We start from the raw sequence: 22,523 nt of genomic DNA, 5'->3' as shown, positions 1-22,523 counted from the left end.
ACTTATGAGAAAGACACTAATTTTGATTTTAACCTTGTTTGCAGTCTTTACGACTGTTGATGCTAGAAGTAAGAAAGACCAGGACCGCGCATTAATCGACAAAGTTGCCATGTGGCAGATAGATCATCAGACGAAAGTAAAGCATCATGATCTTGCATGGACCAATGGAGTTTTGTTTCGTGGCATGGTGGAATGGGCAGACTACACACAAGATTCCCGCTATTATGACTTTCTGATGCAGATAGGGAAAAAGCATCGTTGGGGATTCTTGAAAAGACTCTACCATGCGGATGATCTTGTGATAGCACAGATGTATATCCGTATGTATGAGAAGTATCATGATCCGGTAATGATTCAGCCTACTATCGCACGAGTAGATTCGATAGTGGCTAAGCCTTCGAAAGCTCGTTTATGGTTAGGTGCAAAAAACTGGTCGGAGCGTTGGTCATGGTGTGATGCTTTATTTATGGCTCCCCCTGTCTATGGACAGTTGAACAAACTGTATCCTGAAAAAAACTATCTGGATTTTATGGATCGTGAGTTTAGAGAAGCTACAGATTCCTTATATGACGCTGATGCAGGATTGTACTACCGGGACAGAAGGTACATCCCGAAAAAGGAGAAGAACGGTGAGAAAGTGTTTTGGGGGAGGGGTAATGGTTGGGTATTTGCCGGACTGCCTTTGTTATTACAAACACTTCCCAAAGAGCATCCGACTTATAATTATTATCTGAATATCTACAAAGAGATGGCTTCATCCGTCATCAAATGTCAGGATAAGAATGGTTCTTGGCATGCGAGTATGCTTGATCCCGAATCGTATCCTTCGCCGGAAAACAGTGCTTCCGGGTTCTTTGTCTATGGTTTGGGATGGGGAATTAATCAGGGGATACTGAAAGGTAAGAAGTACAAGAAAGCTGCTCAAAAGGGATGGAAAGCATTGAAGAGCTATGTCCATGAAGATGGCATGCTTGGATATGTTCAGCCCGTCAGCGCTGCTCCTGAACAAGTCACTAAAGACATGACCGAAGTGTATGGTGTAGGTGCATTCCTGATGGCTGGTATTGAAATGTTGAAAATGAAATAACCTTTTTATTAATAATTATGAAAACAAAAACAAGAGATTTAAGTGCATGCCTGAAAAGGCGGCTATGGATCGCCGGCGTATGTCTGGCAGCTTTTTCTTTTCTTTCTGTATCTGTTGTGTATGCTGCTGACGATATTCAGACTATTCAGCAGCAAAAGAAAGGAATGACGATTAAAGGTAAGGTTTTGGGTACAGATGGAGAACCTATTATTGGTGCATCTGTATTGGTGAAGGGATCGACTACCGGAGTCGTGACTGATTTGGATGGTAATTATACATTGGCTAACGTTTCTAAAGGCGCTATTCTGGAATTTAGTTATGTAGGTTATGTGAAACTGACCAAAACAGTAGGGAGTGAAACAACGATAAATGCAATCTTGTATGAAGATTCCCAGATGTTGGAGGGAGTTGAGGTTGTGGCTTTCGGTACACAGAAAAAGGAAAGCGTTATCGGAGCTATTTCAACGGTAAAAGTTGCAGAACTGAAAACACCGTCGAGTAACTTGACCAATGCACTTGCCGGGCGTATTGCAGGTGTGATTTCTTATCAAAGAACAGGTGAGCCCGGTGTAGATGATGCTTCTTTCTTCGTTCGTGGTGTTACTACTTTCGGTTATAAAAAGGACCCTTTAATTTTAATTGATGGCATTGAATTGACTTCTACTGACTTAGCTCGTTTGCAGCCTGATGATATCGCTAGTTTTTCTATTATGAAAGATGCTACTGCTACAGCGCTTTACGGTGCTCGTGGTGCGAATGGAGTTATCTTGGTCAAGACGAAAGAAGGTCAGAAAGGTAAGGCGCGATTAAGCTTGAGAGTTGAGAACTCAATATCTGCTCCAACTCAGGAGATTGACTTGGCAGATCCTGTTACTTATATGCGTCTGCACAATGAGGCCTATTTGACACGTAATCCGTTAGCGCCGTTGATGTACTCCGAAGAGAAAATAGACAATACTGTACCTGGCTCCGGTTCTGTGATTTATCCGGCTACGGACTGGAGAAAGGAATTATTGAAGGACTTTACGATGAACCAGCGTGTAAACTTGAATATTACAGGTGGTGGCGATGTGGCACGTTATTATGTGGCAGCTTCCTATAGTCAGGATAATGGTATTCTGGAGGTTGATAAGAATAGCAATTTTAATAATAACATTAAACAGAGAGTTTATACTCTTCGCTCTAATGTGAATATTAATGCTACTAAAACTACAGAATTGATTGTACGTTTAAGTGGTGTATTTGATGATTATAATGGTCCATTGTATGGTGGTTCTGCCATGTATAATCTGATTATGAAAAGTAACCCGGTATTGTTTCCTGCCAAATATCCCAAAGATGAGGCTCATGCATACACTAAGCATACTTTGTTTGGTAATGCTGAAAATGGACAGTATCTGAATCCATATGCAGAAATGGTAAGGGGATATAAAGAATCAGGACGTTCTAACCTGAGTGCACAGTTTGAAGTAAAGCAAGACTTGAAATTCTTGACAGAAGGTTTATCAGCCCGCTTATTGTTCAATACTTCCCGTATTTCCAGTTATGATGTTTCACGTAAGCTGAATCCGTATTATTATAAGATGACTAATTATGATTATCTGACTGGTGATTATGCTATCGATATTATCAATCCGGATGAAGGTTCGGAGTATTTGATTTATGATCCGGGAGGTAAAAGCATTACAGCTAATATGTATATTGAAGCAGCATTGAATTATAATCGTGACTTTGGAAAACACGGAGTAGGCGGATTGTTGGTTTATCAGTTGAGAAATAATCTTCAGCCAAATGCAGGCTCGCTTCAGGCATCTTTGCCTTATCGCAATGTCGGTTTATCCGGTCGTTTTACTTATGCATATAATAATCGTTATTTTGCAGAGTTCAACTTTGGTTATAATGGTTCTGAACGCTTCCACAAAAGTAAACGATTTGGCTTCTTCCCTTCTGCTGGTCTGGCATGGGTTGTTTCAAATGAATCTTTTTGGGACCCGTTTAAGAGTGTTGTGTCCAAATTGAAGTTGAGAGCTTCTTATGGTATAGTCGGTAATGATGCTATCGGAAGTGGGCGTTTCTTGTATCTGTCCGATATTAACATGAATGATAGTAAATATGGAGCAAATTTCGGATATAACTTTGATTATCATCGTGATGGTATCTCAGTGAAACGTTATTCTGATCCTGAAATTACATGGGAAAAATCTGCTAAGACCAACTTTGCACTTGAATTTACTCTGTTTGATGACTTGAATGTGACAGCCGAGTACTATACAGAACGCCGTAAGAGTATTTTGCAGCAACGCGCTTCTATTCCGGCATCTATGGGACTTTGGGTGCAGCCTTATGCAAACTTAGGTGAAGCTAAAGGAAGTGGCGTTGACTTATCACTGGACTATAATAAATATTTTGCAAACAAATCATGGTTGCAGTTGAGAGGAAACTTTACTTATGCAACTAGCGAATATATGGTGTACGAAGACTATGAATATCCGGGAGCATGGTGGAAACAAAAAGTCGGTTATCCTACCAATCAAACTTGGGGATATATTGCAGAAGGTTTGTTTGTAGACGATAACGAAGTGGCTAACTCTCCTGTACAATTCGGAGAATATGGTGCGGGTGATATTAAATATCGTGACGTAAATAAGGACGGAAAGATTACTGATCTCGACCAAGTACCTATCGGATATCCGAAAGAGCCGGAAATTGTATATGGTTTTGGTGCATCTTATGGATATAAGAATTGGGATATATCTGTATTCTTCCAAGGATTGGCCAGAGAATCATTCTGGATTGACTATAATAATGTTTCTCCGTATTTTAATACAGTTGATACGAAAGTTGTAGGAAATAGGGTAGGCCATAATGCACTTGCTAAGTTTATTGCAGATAGTCATTGGTCGGAAGATAATAGAGATGCGTATGCTGTGTGGCCGAGATTAAGCCCGACTTCTATTGAAAATAATAGTAAAACGAGCACATGGTTCATGCGTGATGGTTCGTTCTTGCGTCTGAAACAGTTAGAAATCGGATATACGATTCCTGAAAAGGTAACTAATAAAGTCGGTATTAAGAATCTTCGATTCTATGTTACAGGAAACAACTTATTGTGCTTCAGCAAGTTTAAACTTTGGGATCCTGAAATGGCAGGTGCCGGTTTAGGTTACCCTGTGCAGAGAGTATATAATGTTGGACTAAATTTAACATTCTAAATCTGATATAAAATGAAAAAATTACAATTATTAATATTGAATTGTTTGATTATCGTTTTATCCTCCTGTGATTCATTTCTGGATATCGTTCCGGATGATATCGCCACAATCGATAATGCATTTACAATGAGAGCGCAAGCAGAGAAATATCTGTTTACCTGTTATTACTATCTTCCAGCTCATGGACTATTGGAGGCAAATCCTGCGATTGCCGGTGGTGATGAATTGTATATTACGGAGTCTTTCCGTAGTGCAGCACACGTGCATGCCTGGTATATTTCACATAATATGCAAAGTTCGGCAAGACCGCGTTGTGATTACTGGACGGGAGCCGATCAGCAAAACAACAAGTCTTTATATCAGGGAATCAGTGACTGTAATATTTTTTTAGAGAATATCCAGAAGGTGCCTGATATGACACAGGCTGAAAAGGATCGTTGGGCGGCTGAAGTGCGTTTTCTGAAAGCCTATTATCATTATTGGTTGATCAGGATGTATGGTCCGATTCCTATTATGGACCAGAATATTCCGGTGAATGCTGGTGAAGAAGAGGTAAAGGTCTTTAGAAATACAATAGATGAATGTTTTGATTATGTGATTAACACATTGACTGAAATTATCGACAGCAACCATTTACCAGATAAGATAATGAATGAGGCGGAAGAACTGGGACGAATTACTCAAGGAATTGCAATGGCTATAAGAGCAGAGGTGATGGTAACTGCTGCCAGTCCTTTATTTAATGGAAACGCGGATTATAAAGGATATACCGATTCAAGGGGCATTGAGATCTTTAATCCTAACAAATCGGAACAAGATAAGAAGCAACGTTGGATAGATGCAGCAGAAGCATGTAAACAAGCTATTGAATTTTTAAAGGCTCAGGGACATGATTTATATAAATATACTTCTCTTGAGTACACTATATCTGATCAGACACGGGCAAAAATGAATATCCGTAATATTGTAACAGAGAAATGGAATCAGGAAATTATCTGGGCTAATTCAAATAGTATTATCGGTCAATTGCAGGATCATGCGATTCCACGCGGTTTGGAACCAGGAAAAGAAGGGAATGCAAGTGTTGGTGGTAATCTGGCTGTTCCTCTGAAAATAGCTGATTTATTCTACACAAAAAATGGAGTACCTATCACGGAAGATAAAACCTGGAACTATGATGATCGCTTAGAATTGAGAAAGGCAACATCTGATGATAAATACTTTATAAAAGAAGGATATACAACAGCCAGTATCAATTTTGACAGAGAAGTTCGCTACTATGCAAGTTTAGGATTTGACGGTGCAGTTTGGTTCGGTCAGGGTGTAACGGATGAAACGAAGCCGATTTATGTACAATGTAAGCAAGGACAGTCTGCTGCTAATCAGATATCAAACTCATGGAATGAAACTGGTATATGGCCTAAAAAACTAGTTCACTTTAAAAGTGTTGTAGGACAGACTAGTGGGTTTACCAAGATTACTTATCCATTCCCAGTGATGAGATTAGGAAACTTATACTTGTTGTATGCCGAGGCTTTGAATGAGAGTGGTGCTTCTAAAACAGATGTTCTGACCTGGGTCGACTTGATCAGAGAAAGAGCAGGTTTGGAAGGAGTAGAAGAGAGTTGGGATACATACACGAATAACAAGAAATATGAAACAGTAGACGGCAGACGTGAGATTATCCAGCAAGAACGGGGTATTGAGTTAGCCTTTGAAGCTCAGAGGTTCTGGGATTTGCGTCGATGGAAGTTGGCATATCAGGAACAAAATAAGCCTATTACAGGATGGAATACTCAATATAGTACAAATGAGGATTACTATACAGAACAATTGATTTATGCTCAAGAATTCAGAATAAGAAACTATTTCTGGCCGATATTAGATAAAGAATTATATTCGAATAAAAATCTGGTACAGAATTATGGGTGGTAAACTTTAAATTTAAGACGTTATGAAGAAGAAATTATATAAATATGGTTTGCTTTATATAGGAGTGGCTTTAGCTGCTTGTGCTGATAATGCTGATTTGAATGAACCGGCAGGAAGTACAACGCCTCCGGCACAGGTGTTGAACGCAACGGTAAAGAATCTGCCTGGTGCGGCAATTATCTATTATGACTTACCGGATGATCAGAATCTGAAATATGTTAGGGCCAGTTATAAGGTTGATAACATGGTCCGCACAGTTAATGCTTCTTTCTACACAGATTCTTTGGTAGTGGAAGGTTTCCCGACTAAGGGGGAATATGATATTGAGCTTTATTCTGTTAGTTATGGTGAGGTTGTGTCTTCTCCGTTAGTCGTGAAAGTGAATCCTGATACACCTCCTTATCAGAAAGTTCGTGGAACATTGGTTTCTGCCGAAACATTTGGCGGTATCAGAGTGAATTTTGATAATCCGGAAAAAGCGAAACTTGGACTGGGCGTTATAAAAAAACAAGCAGAGGGTATTTGGACACAGGTATATATGCATTATACTGAAGCTAAAGGTGGAGATTTTTATGTACGTGGTCTTGATGCTGTTACTACAGATTTTGGTATATTTGTCAGGGATAGATGGGGGCACCTTTCGGATACATTGTATGTAACTGAAACTCCTCTTTATGAAGAACAATGTGATAAGTCTTTGTTCAGAAAGATGGCTTTACCGACCGACTCTTATGAATGCCATTCATGGAATGAGGTCACAAAAGGGAATGATATGACACGACTTTGGGATGGAATAACAGATGCAGACCCCTGCTTTCAGACTAAGACGACAACGGTAATGCCTCAATGGTTTACTTTTGATATGGGAGAGAATTATAAATTAAGTCGTTTTGTGATGGTTTCACGTTATTATCCGGGTAAATATGGCAATACGTTCAAGGCTGGTCATCCGAAACATTTTGAAATTTGGGGAAGTATTAATCCGAATCCGGATGGAAGCTTTGATGATTCGTGGGTATTGCTATCAGAATATGAATCAGTGAAACCTTCAGGTGGTGGTGTTAATGATGCTCTAACAGCTGAAGATCAGGAAGCTGCAAAGAATGGTGAGAATTTTATTATTCCGGATAATGCTCCTGCTGTTCGTTACATTCGTTTCAGGACGAATAACACTTGGGGAAATACACGCTACATGCATCTTCACGAACTAACATTCTTCGGTGCAAAGCATAATTAGTAATAAGTAAAAAGAAATAATGCTATGAGACTATTTAAGAATTTTGCTCTTGTATTTTTATTTATAGGTACTTTGGCGTCTTGTGATGGCATGGATGCAACATATAAAGAGTTTATTGAAGAAGGACCTATTGTTTATATAGGAAAAGTGGATTCGTTGAAAGCGTATGCCGGACGTAACCGAGCTATGCTTGAGTGGCAGAAGTTGCTTGATCCACGTGCTAAAACAGCTAAAATCTTCTGGGAAAACAGAACGAGGTCCACTGAATTACAATTAACTGATAAGGCTGGTCTAACACAGGTTATAGTGAAGGATTTGGCGGAAGGTTCGTATGTATTTGAAGTTTGCACATATGATACTCATGGTAATTCTTCTATTATGTCAGAAGTTCCTTGTACTGTATATGGTGATGTTTATGAGAAGTTGTTGTTTAATACAAAAGTAAAGACGGCAGTTTTAAAAAACGATGTGTTGACCATTACTTTTGCAGCTTCGCTTGAACCGACTTTCTTTGGTTCCGAAATTACTTATACGAGCATTGATGGAGGGGATAAAACGGTGATTCTGAAAGCACCCGAGACGCAGATTAAGATAGATGATTTTGCAGGCGATCGTATTATTTATCGTTCTGTTTATTTGCCGGAAGAAACTGCTATCGATTATTTCTATAGTGAATCGGATGAATTTGAAATTAAATAAAGAGGATAGAAAGAATGCGTAAAGTAGTAATATTATTATATTTGGTCCAGTTATTGTTTACCGGTTTTGCTCAGGCAAAACCGGGCAAGGACCGTGAATACTGGGTGAAGACAATGATTAAAATCATTGATCCTTTTTATACAAACTTGAGTCAGAATACTCTGAGAAAGAACATGCCTGTTGAAACCTTTGATGGATTGAATAATGGCAATACTAGAAAGAATGTAACACATTTGGAAGCTTTAGGGCGTTCCTTTAATGGCATTTCTGCTTGGTTAAACTTACCTCCTGATGGCACAAAAGAAGGACAACTCCGTGCTAAATATACTGACCTGGTGGTGAAATCTATATCCAATGCTGTGAATCCGGATTCTTCGGATTATATGCGTTTTGATGGACCTGGTGGACAACCATTGGTAGATGCGGCTTTTTTTGCACAGGGGTTATTACGTTCGAAGGATCAGATCTGGCCGAAGTTGGATAAAGTGACTCAGGAGAGAATTATCAAAGAACTGAAAGCTTCCCGTAGAATCAAAGCCTCAGAATCTAACTGGTTGATGTTTTCTGCTACAATTGAGGCTGCTCTATTGGAATTTACAGGTGAATGTGAATTGAACCCGATTCATTATGCATTAAAAAGACATAAAGAATGGTACAAAGGAGATGGCTGGTATGGTGACGGACGCAACTTCCATCTGGATTATTATAATAGTTATGTGATCCAGCCTATGTTGATAGATGTATTGTCAGTTATGAAGAAGCATGAAGTTGAAGGAGCCGATTTTTATGATGTACAGTTACAACGATTGATCCGTTATGCCGATCAACAAGAAAAGATGATCTCTCCGGAAGGTACTTATCCTGTGTTGGGCAGGTCGATGGGATATCGTTTTGGGGCTTTTCAGGTATTAGCTCAAGTTTCCTGGATGAAATTATTACCGGAACATATCAAACCAGCACAGGTACGCTGTGCATTGACTAAGGTGATGAAAAGACAGTTAATTAAGGGAACATTTGATAAAGACGGATGGTTGAACTTGGGATTCTGTGGACATCAACCGGAGATAGCCGATAGATATGTATCCACAGGCAGTAATTATCTGTGTACGTTTATTTTTCTACCTTTAGGTTTGCAAGCGGATGATGAGTTTTGGACGGCCAAACCTGAAGAATGGTCCTCAGTCAAAATATGGAGTGGGAGCCGAGATATAAAGAAGGACGGTTCTATTAAAAACTAGGATTAAATCTTAGGGAAGTATTGAAAAGAAAGTAGATGTAACTAAATAAACTTCTGAGAAAGTTGAATAAAGAGTAGAAACAGATGAAAAATCAAATGAAATGGATAGCTTTATTGACTACGGCAGTTTTTATTTTCTCGGGTTGTAAAACACAAAAACAGGTCAGACTGGTTTTGTTGCCGGATATACAAACTTATTCACGGCTTTATCCCGATATTTTAAAATCGCAAACTCAATGGGCAATAGATCATGCAGATAGTATTGACTTTGTTTTGCAACAGGGGGACATGACTGATCACAATGTCGATAAGGAGTGGGAGGTTGCAGCTGCCGCTTTGAATACTATGGACAACCAAGTTCCTTATGCTTTTGTAATGGGAAATCACGATTTAGGTAAAAATTCGAATAAAAGAGATTCGGAACTCTTCAATCGATATTTTCCTTATGATAAATACAGTAAGACGAGAAATTTCGGTGGTGCATTTGAAGAAGGGAAAATGGATAATGTGTGGTATACTTTCAAGGCTGCCGGATTGAAATGGCTGATTCTTTGTTTGGAATTTGGACCTCGTACTAGTGTGCTTGACTGGGCAGGTGAGATTGTGAAGAAACATCCGCATCATAAGGTGATTATCAATACGCATGCATATATGTACTCGGATGATACACGTATGGGAGAAGGCGATCGTTGGCTGCCGCAGAAATACGGTTTAGGCAAAGATACCGGTGAAAATGCGGTGAATAACGGTGAGCAAATGTGGGATAAGTTGGTTAGTAAATATCCTAATATTCTTTTTGTATTCAGTGGGCATGTACTGAATAGCGGTGTTGGGACCTTAGTCAGTATAGGTGATCATGGTAATAAAGTGTTTCAGATGTTAGCCAATTTTCAAGATGGAGTGAAAGGGACGAACAGAGGGCAAACCGGTTTCTTGCGTATTGTGGATATAGACGTGAAGAAACAGCAAGTCAGAGTAAAAACTTATTCTCCCTATCTGAAGGAATATAAGAATGATGTTAAAAATAAATTCTCTTTCGAAGGGGTAAACTTTAAATGATATAGTTTTAGTATTCTGGAGGATGTGGCTATGAAATACACTCAATCTTTTTGTTTTGTAAGTGTGATTGTTTTGTCGTCTTCTGTTCATCTCCATGGACAGAATAATAAGATGAATGTTTTGCTTATTATTGCCGATGATATGCGTCCTGAATTGGGATGTTATGGAATAGAAGATATTGTGACTCCCCGTCTGGATAGCTTGGCAAGGTATGCTACGGTCTTTCAGAATGCATATTGTAACATTCCTGTAAGCGGGGCTTCCAGGGCAAGTCTGTTTACAGGAATGTATCCTCGTTACCCGAATCGTTTTACTGCGTTTGATGCCAGTGCGGAGAAAGATTGTCCGGAGGCTCTTTCACTTCCGGAATGCTTTAAGAAGAACGGATATTATGTCGTTTCTAATGGAAAAGTATTTCATAATATAACGGATCATGCTGATAGTTGGTCGGAAGCTCCATGGAGAGTGCATCCTGATGGATATGGTAAGGATTGGGCTGAATATAACAAGTGGGAATTATGGCAGAATGAAGAGTCTTCCCGTTATGTTCATCCTAAAACTTTACGAGGTCCTTTCTGTGAGTCGGCTGATGTTGCTGATACAACTTACATAGACGGTAGAGTGGCGCAAAAGACAATTGCGGATTTAAGGCGTTTGCATAAAAAGGAAAAACCGTTTTTTCTTGCATGCGGTTTTTGGAAACCGCATTTGCCTTTCAATGCTCCCAAAAAATACTGGGATTTATATCGGCGAGAAGAAATACACCTCGCCCAAAATCCTTATAGACCGAAAGCTTTACCTAAACAGGTTACTTCTTCCGGTGAAATTCGTGGGTATGGGAAATTTGTTACAACTAAAGATGAGACTTTCCAGCGAGAAGCTAAGCATGGCTATTATGCATGTGTGAGTTATATTGATGCACAGATTGGTCTGATACTTGACGAACTTGATCGTTTGGGACTGTCTGAGAACACAATAGTGGTAATATTAGGTGACCATGGTTGGCATTTAGGGGAACATGGATTCTGGGGAAAACATAATCTAATGAATCATGCAACTCGTGCTCCGTTGATTGTTCGTGTTCCTCATTGTAGAGGTGGCAAAGCAAAAGGAATTGTAGAATTTGTCGATATTTATCCAACTTTGTGCGAGTTGTGTGGAGTGCCAATGCCTAAGGACCAATTACAGGGAAAGAGTTTTGTGCCTATTTTGCAAGACAGTGGGAAAAAGACAAAACAATACGCCTTTATTCAGTGGAAAGGTGGGTATAATATTGTTTCGGAGCAATATAGTAGCACTATATGGCTGCAAGGAGATTCGGTTGTAGCCCGGATGATATTTGATCGCCAATTGGATGCATCGGAGAATGAAAACAAGGTGCATTGCCCATATTTGAGTAGAGAAAGAGATAAACTTGAGGCTCAGATTAAGATCCGGAAATCTCAATTATAGAAATAATTTAAAAGAATATATAAATGAAAGTAAGTTCATCTATCATTGCATCTCTTTTGCTTTTGACAGTTTGTAGTTGTTCAACTCCGAAAAGCGAAATGAGTACTCTCGTGAATAACAGTTTACAAACGGCAACTGTACAGTCAAAGCTTATGGCTGAGGATTTATTGAATGAAGAAGGAAAACTACCTCGTACAATCGGCAAGGATGGTAAGTTGATGACATCAAAATCCAATTGGTGGACAAGTGGCTTTTTTCCCGGTGTATTATGGTATCTGTACGAGGTGAATGGCAATGATTCTTTGAAAATGTATGCTGAGAACTATACAAAACGGATAGAAAACCAGAAATATACTACTGATAATCATGATGTGGGATTTATGTTGTATTGTAGCTTTGGTAATGGATTACGCTTGACAGGTAATGATGATTATAGAAAGACATTATTGCAGGGGTCTGAATCGTTGAGTACCCGTTTTCGTCCACAGGTGGGTTGCATTCGTTCTTGGGACTGGAATCAGAAGGTGTGGGAGTATCCGGTAATTATTGATAATTTGATGAATCTGGAGATGTTAATGTGGGCTTCCAAGAACTCTGATGATCCTAAATTTGAGGAAATAGCTAAGTCACATGCGGATGTGACGATGAAATATCATTTCCGATCAGATTATAGCTCATATCATGTAATTTCTTATGATACTATTTCCGGTTTACCGGAAAAGAAGAATACTTGTCAGGGATATGCACATGAGTCATGTTGGGCGCGTGGGCAAGGTTGGGCATTGTATGGCTATACTATGATGTATCGTGAAACAGGGCAGGAGAAGTATTTGCGGCATGCCATCAATGTTGCTAAATTCATAATAAATCATCCCCGTTTGCCTGAAGATAAGATTCCATATTGGGATTTTGATGCTCCTAATATACCTAATGAACTTCGCGATGCCTCTGCTGGTGCATTGATGGCTTCTGCTTTTATTGAACTCAGTCTGTATACAGAAGGGGATTTTTCGAAGCAATGTCTCTCTGTTGCAGAAACACAGTTGAAAACCCTTTCTTCGCCGGAATATTTGGCGGAGCCTGGCACAAATTGCAATTTTATCCTAAAGCATTCTGTAGGTAATAATCCAGGTAAGGCAGAAGTTGATGTACCATTAACCTATGCCGATTATTATTATGTTGAGGCTTTAGTGCGCTATAAAAGAGATATTTTAAAAGAAAAGCTGAATTGAAAATCTTATTTTAAATGATACAAAGATTATCTTTTTGGATAATAATGATTATCTGTTCGACGATGGTCTATGGACAAGAACATGATGGTGATTATACAAATCCGATCCTATCTTCGGGTGCTGATCCCTGGGTGATAAAGCATGAAGGATGGTATTATTATTGTAGTGGGGTCCCGGGTGGTATAGGAGTATCTCGTTCGCGTGATCTTCATAAGATAAATCCTCCAGTGCGTGTATGGAAGGTACCAGAGAAAGGACAATGGAACTCAACTTGTGTTTGGGCGCCTGAACTTCATTTTTGGAAAGGTAAATGGTATATCTATTATGCCGCAGGATATAGTGGTCCTCCTTTCATTCATCAGAAAGCAGGTGTGTTGGAATCCGTTACATCAGATGCAATGGGGAAGTATGTTGATAAAGGAATGCTGTTTACAGGTGATGCTCTAGGGGATTGGGAAAATAATCGATGGGCGATTGATATGACTTTGTTGGATCATAAAGGACAACTATATGCAGTCTGGTCTGGTTGGGAAGGTAATGAATTAACTGACAAAACTCAGCAACACCTTTACATAGCCAAAATGCTAAATCCCTGGACTATGGCCTCCGGAAGAGTGAAAATATCTTCACCGGATCGTTATTATGAACAGGGAGAACTGCCATTGAATGAGGGACCGCAAATATTGAAGCATGAGAAAGATGTATTTATTGTTTATTCGTGTGGTCAGTCGTGGCTGGATACATATAAACTATCTTATTTGCGTCTGAAAGATTCGGATGCAGACCTCTTAGACCCAGAGAGTTGGATTAAGAGTGAGAAGCCGGCATTTGAGGGAACTAATCAAGTGCTTGGAGTTGGACATGCTAGCTTTACAACTTCACCTGATGATAGGGAATATTATATCTGTTATCATTCGAAAAGAGAGAAAACACCTGGTTGGAAACGTGATATCCGTCTACAGAAGTTCACTTTTGATGCATCTGGTGTTCCTTGTTTCGGTAAACCTGTCTCGGTAGGCGAGAAACTACCTTTACCTTCGGGGACTACTCATTTAGTGAAAGCTAAATCAATGGTTGATCTTGAAAAAGACTTTACTGAGCTTTCTTCGACTGCCCGTCCTTATACATATTGGTTCTGGATGAATGGAAATATAACAAAGGAAGGTATTACCAAAGACTTAGAGGCTATGCATCGTATCGGAGTAGGAGGTGTCTTTAATTTAGAAGGAGGCACAGGTATTCCGAAGGGGGCTGTTACTTATTTGAGTTCGGAATGGTCAGAGTTAAAAGCACATGCCGTAAAAGAAGCTGCTCGTTTGGGGATCGATTATGTGATGCATAATTGTCCGGGATGGTCATCGAGTGGAGGACCTTGGATTACTCCTGAATATTCAATGCAGAAATTAACTTGGAGTGAGATAGAAGTGGTGGGAGGAGAGCAGATAGATACTTTGTTGCCTCAGCCTGCTATGGAGTTAGGATATTATAAAGATGTTGCTATATTGGCTTTTCCTTCTTTTAGGAATGGAAAGCCAATAGGTTTTTCTGATTGGCAATTACTAAATAATAGTGTTTTCAATCATAAAGGTCTGATTGATATACGGGAGTATGATAAAGAACAAGTTATTCATCCGGAGGATGTGATTGATTTAACTAAACAGGTTGATTCAAACGGATGTTTGAGTTGGGAAGCACCTTCGGGAAATTGGACGATCATTCGTATGGGACATACTTCTACGGGAAGAAAGAATTGTGCGGCTCCGGATACAGGTGTGGGACTTGAATGTGATAAATTTAGTAAGCAGGCTATTCAACTTCATTTTAATAAGATGATGGACCTGTTATATCCATTAATCAAACCATATGTTCATCAAATTCAGATCGGTTTGGAAATAGATAGTTGGGAGGTCGGTATGCAGAACTGGACATCGGGATTTGAGGATGAATTCTGTGAGAGAACCGGATACGATTTGATTAGATATTTGCCGGCTATGACTGGTAAAATTGTAGGAAGTAAAGAGATAACAGAACGCTTTTTATGGGATATTCGTCGTATACAGGCTGATTTACTGGCTGATAACTATTATGGTGAGTTCAGGAGTTTATGTAATCAATATGGTTTGGTATCGTATTGTGAGCCTTATGATCGCGGACCGATGGAAGAATTACAGATAGGTTCGCGAGTGGATGGAGTGATGGGAGAGTTTTGGAATGGGCTATCCGCTATTTTCCAAAACAATTTGATGATGCGTCGTACCGCTAAATTGGCATCTTCTATTGCCCATATCAATGGACAGAAAGTAGTAGGTGCCGAGGCATATACTTCTGAACCGGAATCGGGGCGATGGCAGGAATATCCGTTTGCATTGAAGGCTGTTGGTGATAAGGCGTTTACAGAGGGAATTAACCGGATGGTAGTTCATCGTTACGCGATGCAGCCTCATTCAAATGCTGTTCCTGCTATGACTTTAGGACCTTGGGGAATACACTTCGACCGGACGAACACTTGGTGGGAACCGGCGCGCGCTTGGATGGATTATCTGAATCGTTGTCAAACTCTCTTGCAAGAAGGCTTATTTGTTGCTGATCTGGCATACTTTACGGGGGATAATGTTGTGGGCTATACTAAAGTACACCGTAATGAATTGAACCCGGTGCCACCGGAAGGATATGACTATGATCTGATGAATACGGAAACCCTGCTGAATAGAGCATGGATAGAACAGGGACGGTTAAGACTTCCGGATGGGATGAGTTACCGCATTCTTGTTCTACAAGAACAGTCGTATATTACATTGGGTTTGTTGAGGAAACTTCGGGAGATGGTAGAGCAGGGCTTGGTTATTGTTGGTGCCCGTCCTCATCAGACTGTGGGATTGCAGTCTTATTCTATTACAGAGGAAAAAGAATTCGAACAGCTTTGTGATGAATTATGGGGAAAGAATATGGCTACAATGATAGACCGTAATATTGGAAAAGGTAGAGTATTTTGGGAAATCTCTTTGAATTTGAATCAGGTATTCAGGCAGATTCAGTTAAAACCAGACTTTGAAGTTGGAGATAATCCGAATAGTGCTCCGATACGGTATATTCATAGACAAATAGGAGATACGGATGTCTACTTTGTAACTAATCAGAGACGGACTCCGGAAGACATAATTTGTAACTTTCGTGTAGAAGGAAAAGTTCCGGAATTCTGGAATCCTCTAACAGGCGAAAGGTCACGTGCTTTGGTATATCAGAAAAATGAAGGAATGACCTCTGTTCCTATCCAGTTGGATGAATACGGTTCTGTTTTTGTTGTATTTCGTTCAGATCTTCCTGAACAGACAGCTATTCGTTCTATTTATAAAGATAGTGAGTGTCTGGTGGATGCTTCAGTTGTTTCTGTCGAAGAGCAGGAACAGGCTAAATATTTTGGTGTAAAAGATGATTTCTCGATATCATTATGGGTAAAACCGGAATCGGATGCTATGTTGAATACGGATAATCCAATGGGATATATATCATATCCCTGGACAGAATATTATGCTATCTATCCGTCGCATGGGGAATTGCTATATGGCACAGGACATGCTACTTGTGGAATGGCTATAGGTAGAAACGGAGTTGCTGTGTGGGAGAATGCAAAAGGATACCCTGAGTTTAAGATGGCAGTAGAGAAGCCGATTTCCGGGTGGAGCCATATTTGCTTGGTATATAAAGAGGGTGCTCCGCATATTTATATAAATGGTGAGTATGTAACTTATAAAACGAGATCTCTGCAGACAATTCATCCGGGGTTGAATCCTACTACTTTGAAAGAAGGAGCCTCTTATTATAATGGAGATATGTCTGTTCCGGTATTATTTCAGAGAGTGTTATCGAACAAGGAAATTTCCCGTTTGGCAGCTGAAGGATATGTAAAAAAGGCAGATGAACGAGCCTTGAATTGGGTGCCTTACGCAGATAATCGTTTTCTGCTGGCTTGGCATGATGGAAACTATGATTTTATAACATCGGATGGTGTAAAGAAGAAAATAAAGGTTGAAAAAGTTGGAACTCCCGTAATGCTCAATCAGAAATGGGAGATTACTTTTCCTGATGGTTGTGGGGCACCAGAGAAGATTACTCTGCCTAAACTATTTTCTCTGCATAAACACGAAGACGAAGGAGTTAAGTATTTCTCAGGTACAGCTACCTATATGACGGACTTTGTTATAAAGGCTTCTATATTGTCTGATGAAAAAGTTGTCTTTCTTGATTTGGGAGCGGTAGAGGTGATGGCAGAAGTGATTGTCAATGGAGTGAATAAAGGGATTTTGTGGGCTCGTCCGTATTCGATTGATGTTACTGATGTATTAAAGCCGGGCAAAAATACATTGGAAATAAAAGTAACCAATCAGTGGACTAATCGTTTGATTGGTGATGAACAACTACCGGAAGAGAATGAATATGTACTTGGAGGTGGTATAAATGGTATTGCCGCATTGAGTCGTGGTGCTATCAAAAAATTACCGGATTGGTATAAGAATGGTGTGAATAAGCCGAAAGGGGGAAGAGTAGCATTCACTACCTGGAAACATTATCGGAAAGATTCACCTTTGCTGGAATCGGGTTTGATAGGCCCTGTCCGATTAGTTTTTGCAAAGAAGATAGAATTAAAATAATTGATATATTTATGCGCAAAGGTGTATTGACAAAGACATCTATAAAAGTTCTTTTGAGCTTATTATTGCTTATTGGATCATTTGAGCCTGTTGTATCTGCGTCATATGGAGGGAGTAAACCTGCAGATGTCACTTTTGAATCTTATTTTCCATTAAGAGAAGTACGTTTGCTGGACAGTCCTTTTCTTGATTTACAACGAAAAGGAAAGGAATATCTTCTATGGTTGAATCCTGATTCATTATTGCATTTTTATCGAATAGAGGCAGGATTACCTTCAAAAGCTGCACCCTATGCAGGTTGGGAATCACAAGATGTATGGGGTGCCGGACCTTTGCGCGGAGGTTTCTTAGGATTCTATCTTTCTTCTGTATCTATGATGTATCAGTCAACCGATGATAAAAGGTTATTAAAACGTTTAAAGTATGTACTGAAAGAGCTTGAACTATGCCAAAAAGCAGGGAAGGATGGTTTCTTACTAGGGCTCAAAGATGGTAGAAAGCTATTTGCTGAAGTTGCTTCTGGAAAGATAAAAACAAATAATCCTACAGTAAACGGTGCATGGGCTCCGGTTTATCTGATTAATAAAATGCTTCTTGGGCTTTCTGCTGCCTATACGCAATGTCAAATGGAAGAGGCATTACCTATATTAATCCGATTGGCTGATTGGTTTGGATATCAAGTGTTGGACAAACTGACAGATGATCAGATTCAGCGGTTGCTTATCTGCGAACATGGCTCTATCAATGAATCTTATGTGGAGGCTTATGAACTAACCGGAGAGAAGCGTTTTCTTGATTGGGCGCGTCGGTTGAACGACCATGCGATGTGGGGTCCTCTGTCTGAGGGGAAGGATATTCTTTTTGGATGGCATGCTAACACGCAGATTCCAAAGTTTACAGGATTTCATAAGTATTATCAGTTTACGGGTGATGAACGTTTCCTGACAGCAGCAACTAATTTTTGGAATATTGTAACTCAGAATCATACATGGGTAATAGGGGGAAACAGTACTGGGGAACATTTTTTTCCGAAAGAGGAGTTCGCTGATCGGGTACTTTTGGTAGGAGGTCCGGAAACTTGTAACTCAGTGAATATGCTACGTTTGACTGAATCTCTTTTCTGTCAGTATCCTGATGCAGCCAAAGCAAGTTATTATGAGCGGGTATTGTTTAATCATATTTTGTCAGCCTACGATCCAGAAAAGGGCATGTGTTGCTATTTCACCTCTATGCGTCCGGGGCATTATAGAATTTATGCTTCACGTGACAGTTCTTTTTGGTGCTGTGGACATACTGGTCTGGAGAGTCCGGCAAAACTTAGCAAGTTTATTTATAGTCATTCAAAGAGAATTATTGATGGAGATCCTGATATTAGAGTCAATTTGTTTATACCTTCTATTCTTTTCTGGAAAGAAAAAGGAATAGAACTTATTCAGCAAAACCGACTCCCTGAATCGGAGCAAGTGAGCTTTATGCTGAATTTAAAGAAAAAGCAAGAATTGATACTTCGTATTCGTAAACCGGATTGGGCGGATAAAGTAACTTTCATTATTAATGGAAAAGTAGAATATCCTATCCTTGATAAGGATGGATATTGGGTGGTTAACAGAACTTGGGCACGAAAGAATAAAATCATATTGCAACTTCCGATGCATGTATATGTCGAAAGTTTGATGGGTTCTGACCGTTATGCTGCATTACTATATGGTCCATACGTACTTGCCGGGCGCATGGGAACTGAGAATTTGCCTACTACTTTTTGGGGAAAGATGAACAATACGGCAATGAATAAGATCGATTTGAACAAGATTCCGGTATTTAGGATGCCACTTAAGCAGATTCCTGCTTATGTGAAATCAATTTCTACAGATACATTAAAATTTAAAATAGATTTGAAGGAATTTGATAATGTAGTTGTAGAACCGTTTTATAAAGTACATTTTGAACGTTATGCAGTGTATTGGCCTATAAGCTACTAACATAAATGCAATAACATATATAAATAATACGTTTCAGCCGTACATCTCGGTAATACTCAGTAGTACATGTGGGTATTACCCAGTTGTACATCTTGGTATTACCGAGTCGTACATGTGGGGATATCTATTTATATAGATTAATATGACTCTGATATAAAGAAAGAGTGTGTATCTTTATATGTTATCTTACAATAGAAGGACATGGCGTAGGAGTGGAAGAATGCTATTGGAAGAGATCTACTATGAAAAAGAAGTATTGGGAAACCATGTTTTTTCTTTCTTTCTTGCAGTTTTAGGATTTTCTTGATAACTTTCCGCCCTACTTTTTCTAAATACTAGTTGCTATGGAACGCATGTCCATTAAATATTTCGTGAATAATAATAGTTTGGGACCAGACCGGAACATTTCTTCAGTCGGCTTTGAAGAAATTCCCCCAAATACTTCTTATCCGACTTTGAATCATTCTGCCGGTTATTATTTTAATCCGGATAAAGGACGTATACTGACGGAGTATCAACTGATTTATATTACAGAGGGAGAAGGAGTGCTTGAAACAAGAAGTGGGGGAGTGTTTACTATCAAGCGAGGTATGATTTTTGTTCTTTTTCCGGGCGAATGGCACACCTATTATCCTAATTATCAAACAGGTTGGAGTCATTATTGGATCGGCTTTTGCGGTCCGGAAGTTGATAGCTGGATGACGAATGAGTATTGTTCGAAAGAAAGTCCTGTATTTAAGGTCGGTATCAATGATGAGATCGTTTCTTTATTCAGAAAAGCTATTGATGTTGCTAACGAAGAACCTACTTTATATCAACGCGTATTGAGTGGATTGGTGACCTATCTGGTAGCACTAATGTGTAGTATCGATAAGAACCTTCAGGTAGAGAATGATGATTTCTCTTCTAAAATAGATTATGCTTGTGTGCTCATGAAGGAATTGATAGATCAACCAGTTTCTATGCAAGAGATTGCCAAAAAAGCAGGTATGGGATATTCTCTTTTTCGAAAGTTGTTTAAGGAACAGAAGAATTATGCACCTGTGCAATATTTCCAGAATCTGAAAATACAGAAAGCCATAGAGTTGTTGACTACTACTACTATTCCGGTAAAAGAGATAGCATATAGGCTCGATTTTGAATCCCCGGCTTATTTCTCTGCCCGGTTCAAGAAACAAACAGGAAAATCACCTATAGAATATCGAGAAGAATTTCGTATCAAATAATGATAGTGTTCTGGCAATTATCGAAAGTCTTTCTCTTTTAAGATGACTAAGTTTGTATCATAATTAAAAAATGAATAATGCTATGATACAACAAAAAGTAAGAGTGGGACTTTTAGGAGTCGGATTGGATACTTATTGGGGACAATTTGAAGGGCTTCTTCCCCGTCTGTTAACTTATCAGGATGAAATAGCTGCCAAAATAGAGGCAATGGACGTACAAGTTATCAATACGGGGATGGTGGATTCGCCTCTAAAAGCTAATGAATGTGTCCTACAATTAAAACAAGCTGATGTAGAATTGGTTTTTCTGTTTATTTCTACTTATGCTCTTTCTTCTACGATACTACCTGTAGCTCAACAAGTAGGCAAGCCTATTATTATATTAAATATACAGCCTGCATCAGCAATAGATTATCAAAAACTCAATTCAATGGGGGATAGAGGAAGAATGACAGGTGAATGGTTGGCACATTGTCAGGCATGTTCTGTTCCGGAGTTTGCGAGTGTTTTGAATAGAGCCGGTGTGCGATATGATATTATCACCGGCTATTTATCAGAAGATTATGTTTGGGAGGAAATAGCCTCTTGGGTTGACGCTGTACGTGTAATGTATGGAATGCGCACAAGCCGTTTGGGAGTTTTGGGGCATTACTATTGTGGTATGCTAGATGTATATACTGATCTTATGAAGCAGAGCGCAGTGTTTGGTACTCATATAGAGTTGCTGGAGATGTGTGAGCTAAAAGCTTATAGAGAAGAAGTTAGCGATGGGGAACTGAAGCGAAAACTGGACGAATTTTATGATAAGTTTAATGTGGAAGCATCATGTAGTTCGGAAGAGCTAGTGAGGGCTGCACGTACTTCTGTGGCTTTGGATAAATTAGTGAATGTGCATCAACTGGGAGCGATGGCTTATTATTACGAAGGATTCTGTGGGAATGATTATGAGAATATTGTAACTTCTGTTATTGCAGGTAATACGTTGTTGACAGGATATGGAATACCCGTTGCCGGAGAATGTGAAGTGAAAAATGCACAGGCGATGAAAATTATGTCACTATTAAAAGCTGGTGGTTCTTTCTCTGAATTTTATGCAATGGATTTTAAGGATGATATTGTATTACTAGGACATGATGGCCCGGCACATTTTGCAATCGCCGAAGAGAAAGTGAAACTAGTGCCTCTTCCATTATATCACGGTAAACCGGGTAAAGGTCTGTCCATCCAGATGAGTGTTAAACCAGGTGATGTTACACTTTTGTCGGTATGTGAGGGAAGAGACGGAGTCTTTCTACTTGCTGCTGAGGGAGAGGCTGTACAAGGAGAAACTCTACATATTGGCAATACAAATAGTCGTTATCGCTTTCCGTGTGGTGCTCGTCGGTTTATGGATCAATGGAGTAAAGCGGGACCTTCACATCATTGTGCGATTGGCATTGGACATAAAGTCTCTGAACTGAAGAAACTGGCATTTCTTCTGGATATTCCAATAATAGTAGTTGAATAATGCTTTAAAACTCTT

At 39.5% G+C, this 22,523-nt stretch carries 13 protein-coding genes; all 13 read left to right on the top strand.

Annotated features, from left to right (window positions below):
• Positions 1-4: 4 nt before the first annotated feature.
• The 13 genes from BT_RS14805 to BT_RS14745 all read left to right on the top strand — a co-directional run bounded on the left by BT_RS14805 (position 5) and on the right by BT_RS14745 (position 22,508).
• Positions 5-1,087, top strand: a complete 1,083-nt coding sequence (locus BT_RS14805; protein ID WP_008767206.1) for a glycoside hydrolase family 88/105 protein — start codon at positions 5-7, stop codon at positions 1,085-1,087.
• A gap of 17 nt (positions 1,088-1,104) precedes the next feature.
• The gene (locus tag BT_RS14800) at positions 1,105-4,299 is read left to right on the top strand and encodes a SusC/RagA family TonB-linked outer membrane protein (RefSeq protein WP_008767205.1); all 3,195 of its coding nucleotides are present in this window, start codon (positions 1,105-1,107) and stop codon (positions 4,297-4,299) included.
• Positions 4,300-4,311: 12 nt separating this feature from the next.
• Positions 4,312-6,234 carry a RagB/SusD family nutrient uptake outer membrane protein gene (locus BT_RS14795; RefSeq protein WP_008767204.1) on the top strand — a complete coding sequence of 641 codons (1,923 nt, stop codon included), beginning with the start codon at positions 4,312-4,314 and terminating at the stop codon, positions 6,232-6,234.
• A 19-nt stretch (positions 6,235-6,253) separates the two neighbouring features.
• Complete coding sequence (locus tag BT_RS14790; protein WP_008767203.1) at positions 6,254-7,468, top strand: DUF5000 domain-containing lipoprotein; 1,215 nt, start codon at positions 6,254-6,256, stop codon at positions 7,466-7,468.
• A gap of 24 nt (positions 7,469-7,492) precedes the next feature.
• Complete coding sequence (locus tag BT_RS14785) at positions 7,493-8,167, top strand: DUF4998 domain-containing protein (protein WP_008767202.1); 675 nt, start codon at positions 7,493-7,495, stop codon at positions 8,165-8,167.
• Between the two features lie 14 nt (positions 8,168-8,181).
• Entirely contained in the window at positions 8,182-9,405 is a 1,224-nt protein-coding gene (locus BT_RS14780; RefSeq protein ID WP_008767201.1) for a DUF2264 domain-containing protein, read from the top strand.
• Positions 9,406-9,488: 83 nt separating this feature from the next.
• On the top strand, positions 9,489-10,463 hold the full coding sequence (locus BT_RS14775; RefSeq protein ID WP_008767200.1) for a metallophosphoesterase: 975 nt from the start codon (positions 9,489-9,491) through the stop codon (positions 10,461-10,463).
• Between the two features lie 30 nt (positions 10,464-10,493).
• Positions 10,494-11,915 (top strand): sulfatase, encoded by a 1,422-nt coding sequence (locus tag BT_RS14770; RefSeq protein WP_008767199.1) that lies wholly within the window; start codon positions 10,494-10,496, stop codon positions 11,913-11,915.
• A 23-nt stretch (positions 11,916-11,938) separates the two neighbouring features.
• Complete coding sequence (locus BT_RS14765) at positions 11,939-13,147, top strand: glycoside hydrolase family 88 protein (RefSeq protein ID WP_008767198.1); 1,209 nt, start codon at positions 11,939-11,941, stop codon at positions 13,145-13,147.
• A gap of 14 nt (positions 13,148-13,161) precedes the next feature.
• Positions 13,162-17,796, top strand: a complete 4,635-nt coding sequence (locus BT_RS14760) for a glycosyl hydrolase (protein WP_008767197.1) — start codon at positions 13,162-13,164, stop codon at positions 17,794-17,796.
• Positions 17,797-17,807: 11 nt separating this feature from the next.
• Entirely contained in the window at positions 17,808-19,775 is a 1,968-nt protein-coding gene (locus tag BT_RS14755) for a glycoside hydrolase family 127 protein (protein WP_008767196.1), read from the top strand.
• A gap of 344 nt (positions 19,776-20,119) precedes the next feature.
• Complete coding sequence (locus tag BT_RS14750) at positions 20,120-21,001, top strand: AraC family transcriptional regulator (protein ID WP_008767195.1); 882 nt, start codon at positions 20,120-20,122, stop codon at positions 20,999-21,001.
• An 82-nt stretch (positions 21,002-21,083) separates the two neighbouring features.
• Positions 21,084-22,508 carry an L-fucose/L-arabinose isomerase family protein gene (locus BT_RS14745; protein WP_008767194.1) on the top strand — a complete coding sequence of 475 codons (1,425 nt, stop codon included), beginning with the start codon at positions 21,084-21,086 and terminating at the stop codon, positions 22,506-22,508.
• Positions 22,509-22,523: the final 15 nt, after the last annotated feature.

This window comes from Bacteroides thetaiotaomicron VPI-5482, assembly GCF_000011065.1.
Lineage (GTDB): Bacteria > Bacteroidota > Bacteroidia > Bacteroidales > Bacteroidaceae > Bacteroides > Bacteroides thetaiotaomicron.
The sequence above is the reverse complement of the archived record's forward strand: the minus strand, read 5'-3'. Positions and strand labels throughout refer to the sequence as shown.

What these genes read in the sequence shown, in the direction of transcription:
- BT_RS14805 (WP_008767206.1), top strand. Translation starts at nt 5, where the DNA reads ATGAGAAAGACACTAATTTTGATTTTAACCTTGTTTGCAGTCTTTACG.
- BT_RS14800 (WP_008767205.1), top strand. Translation starts at nt 1,105, where the DNA reads ATGAAAACAAAAACAAGAGATTTAAGTGCATGCCTGAAAAGGCGGCTA.
- BT_RS14795 (WP_008767204.1), top strand. Translation starts at nt 4,312, where the DNA reads ATGAAAAAATTACAATTATTAATATTGAATTGTTTGATTATCGTTTTA.
- BT_RS14790 (WP_008767203.1), top strand. Translation starts at nt 6,254, where the DNA reads ATGAAGAAGAAATTATATAAATATGGTTTGCTTTATATAGGAGTGGCT.
- BT_RS14785 (WP_008767202.1), top strand. Translation starts at nt 7,493, where the DNA reads ATGAGACTATTTAAGAATTTTGCTCTTGTATTTTTATTTATAGGTACT.
- BT_RS14780 (WP_008767201.1), top strand. Translation starts at nt 8,182, where the DNA reads ATGCGTAAAGTAGTAATATTATTATATTTGGTCCAGTTATTGTTTACC.
- BT_RS14775 (WP_008767200.1), top strand. Translation starts at nt 9,489, where the DNA reads ATGAAAAATCAAATGAAATGGATAGCTTTATTGACTACGGCAGTTTTT.
- BT_RS14770 (WP_008767199.1), top strand. Translation starts at nt 10,494, where the DNA reads ATGAAATACACTCAATCTTTTTGTTTTGTAAGTGTGATTGTTTTGTCG.
- BT_RS14765 (WP_008767198.1), top strand. Translation starts at nt 11,939, where the DNA reads ATGAAAGTAAGTTCATCTATCATTGCATCTCTTTTGCTTTTGACAGTT.
- BT_RS14760 (WP_008767197.1), top strand. Translation starts at nt 13,162, where the DNA reads ATGATACAAAGATTATCTTTTTGGATAATAATGATTATCTGTTCGACG.
- BT_RS14755 (WP_008767196.1), top strand. Translation starts at nt 17,808, where the DNA reads ATGCGCAAAGGTGTATTGACAAAGACATCTATAAAAGTTCTTTTGAGC.
- BT_RS14750 (WP_008767195.1), top strand. Translation starts at nt 20,120, where the DNA reads ATGGAACGCATGTCCATTAAATATTTCGTGAATAATAATAGTTTGGGA.
- BT_RS14745 (WP_008767194.1), top strand. Translation starts at nt 21,084, where the DNA reads ATGATACAACAAAAAGTAAGAGTGGGACTTTTAGGAGTCGGATTGGAT.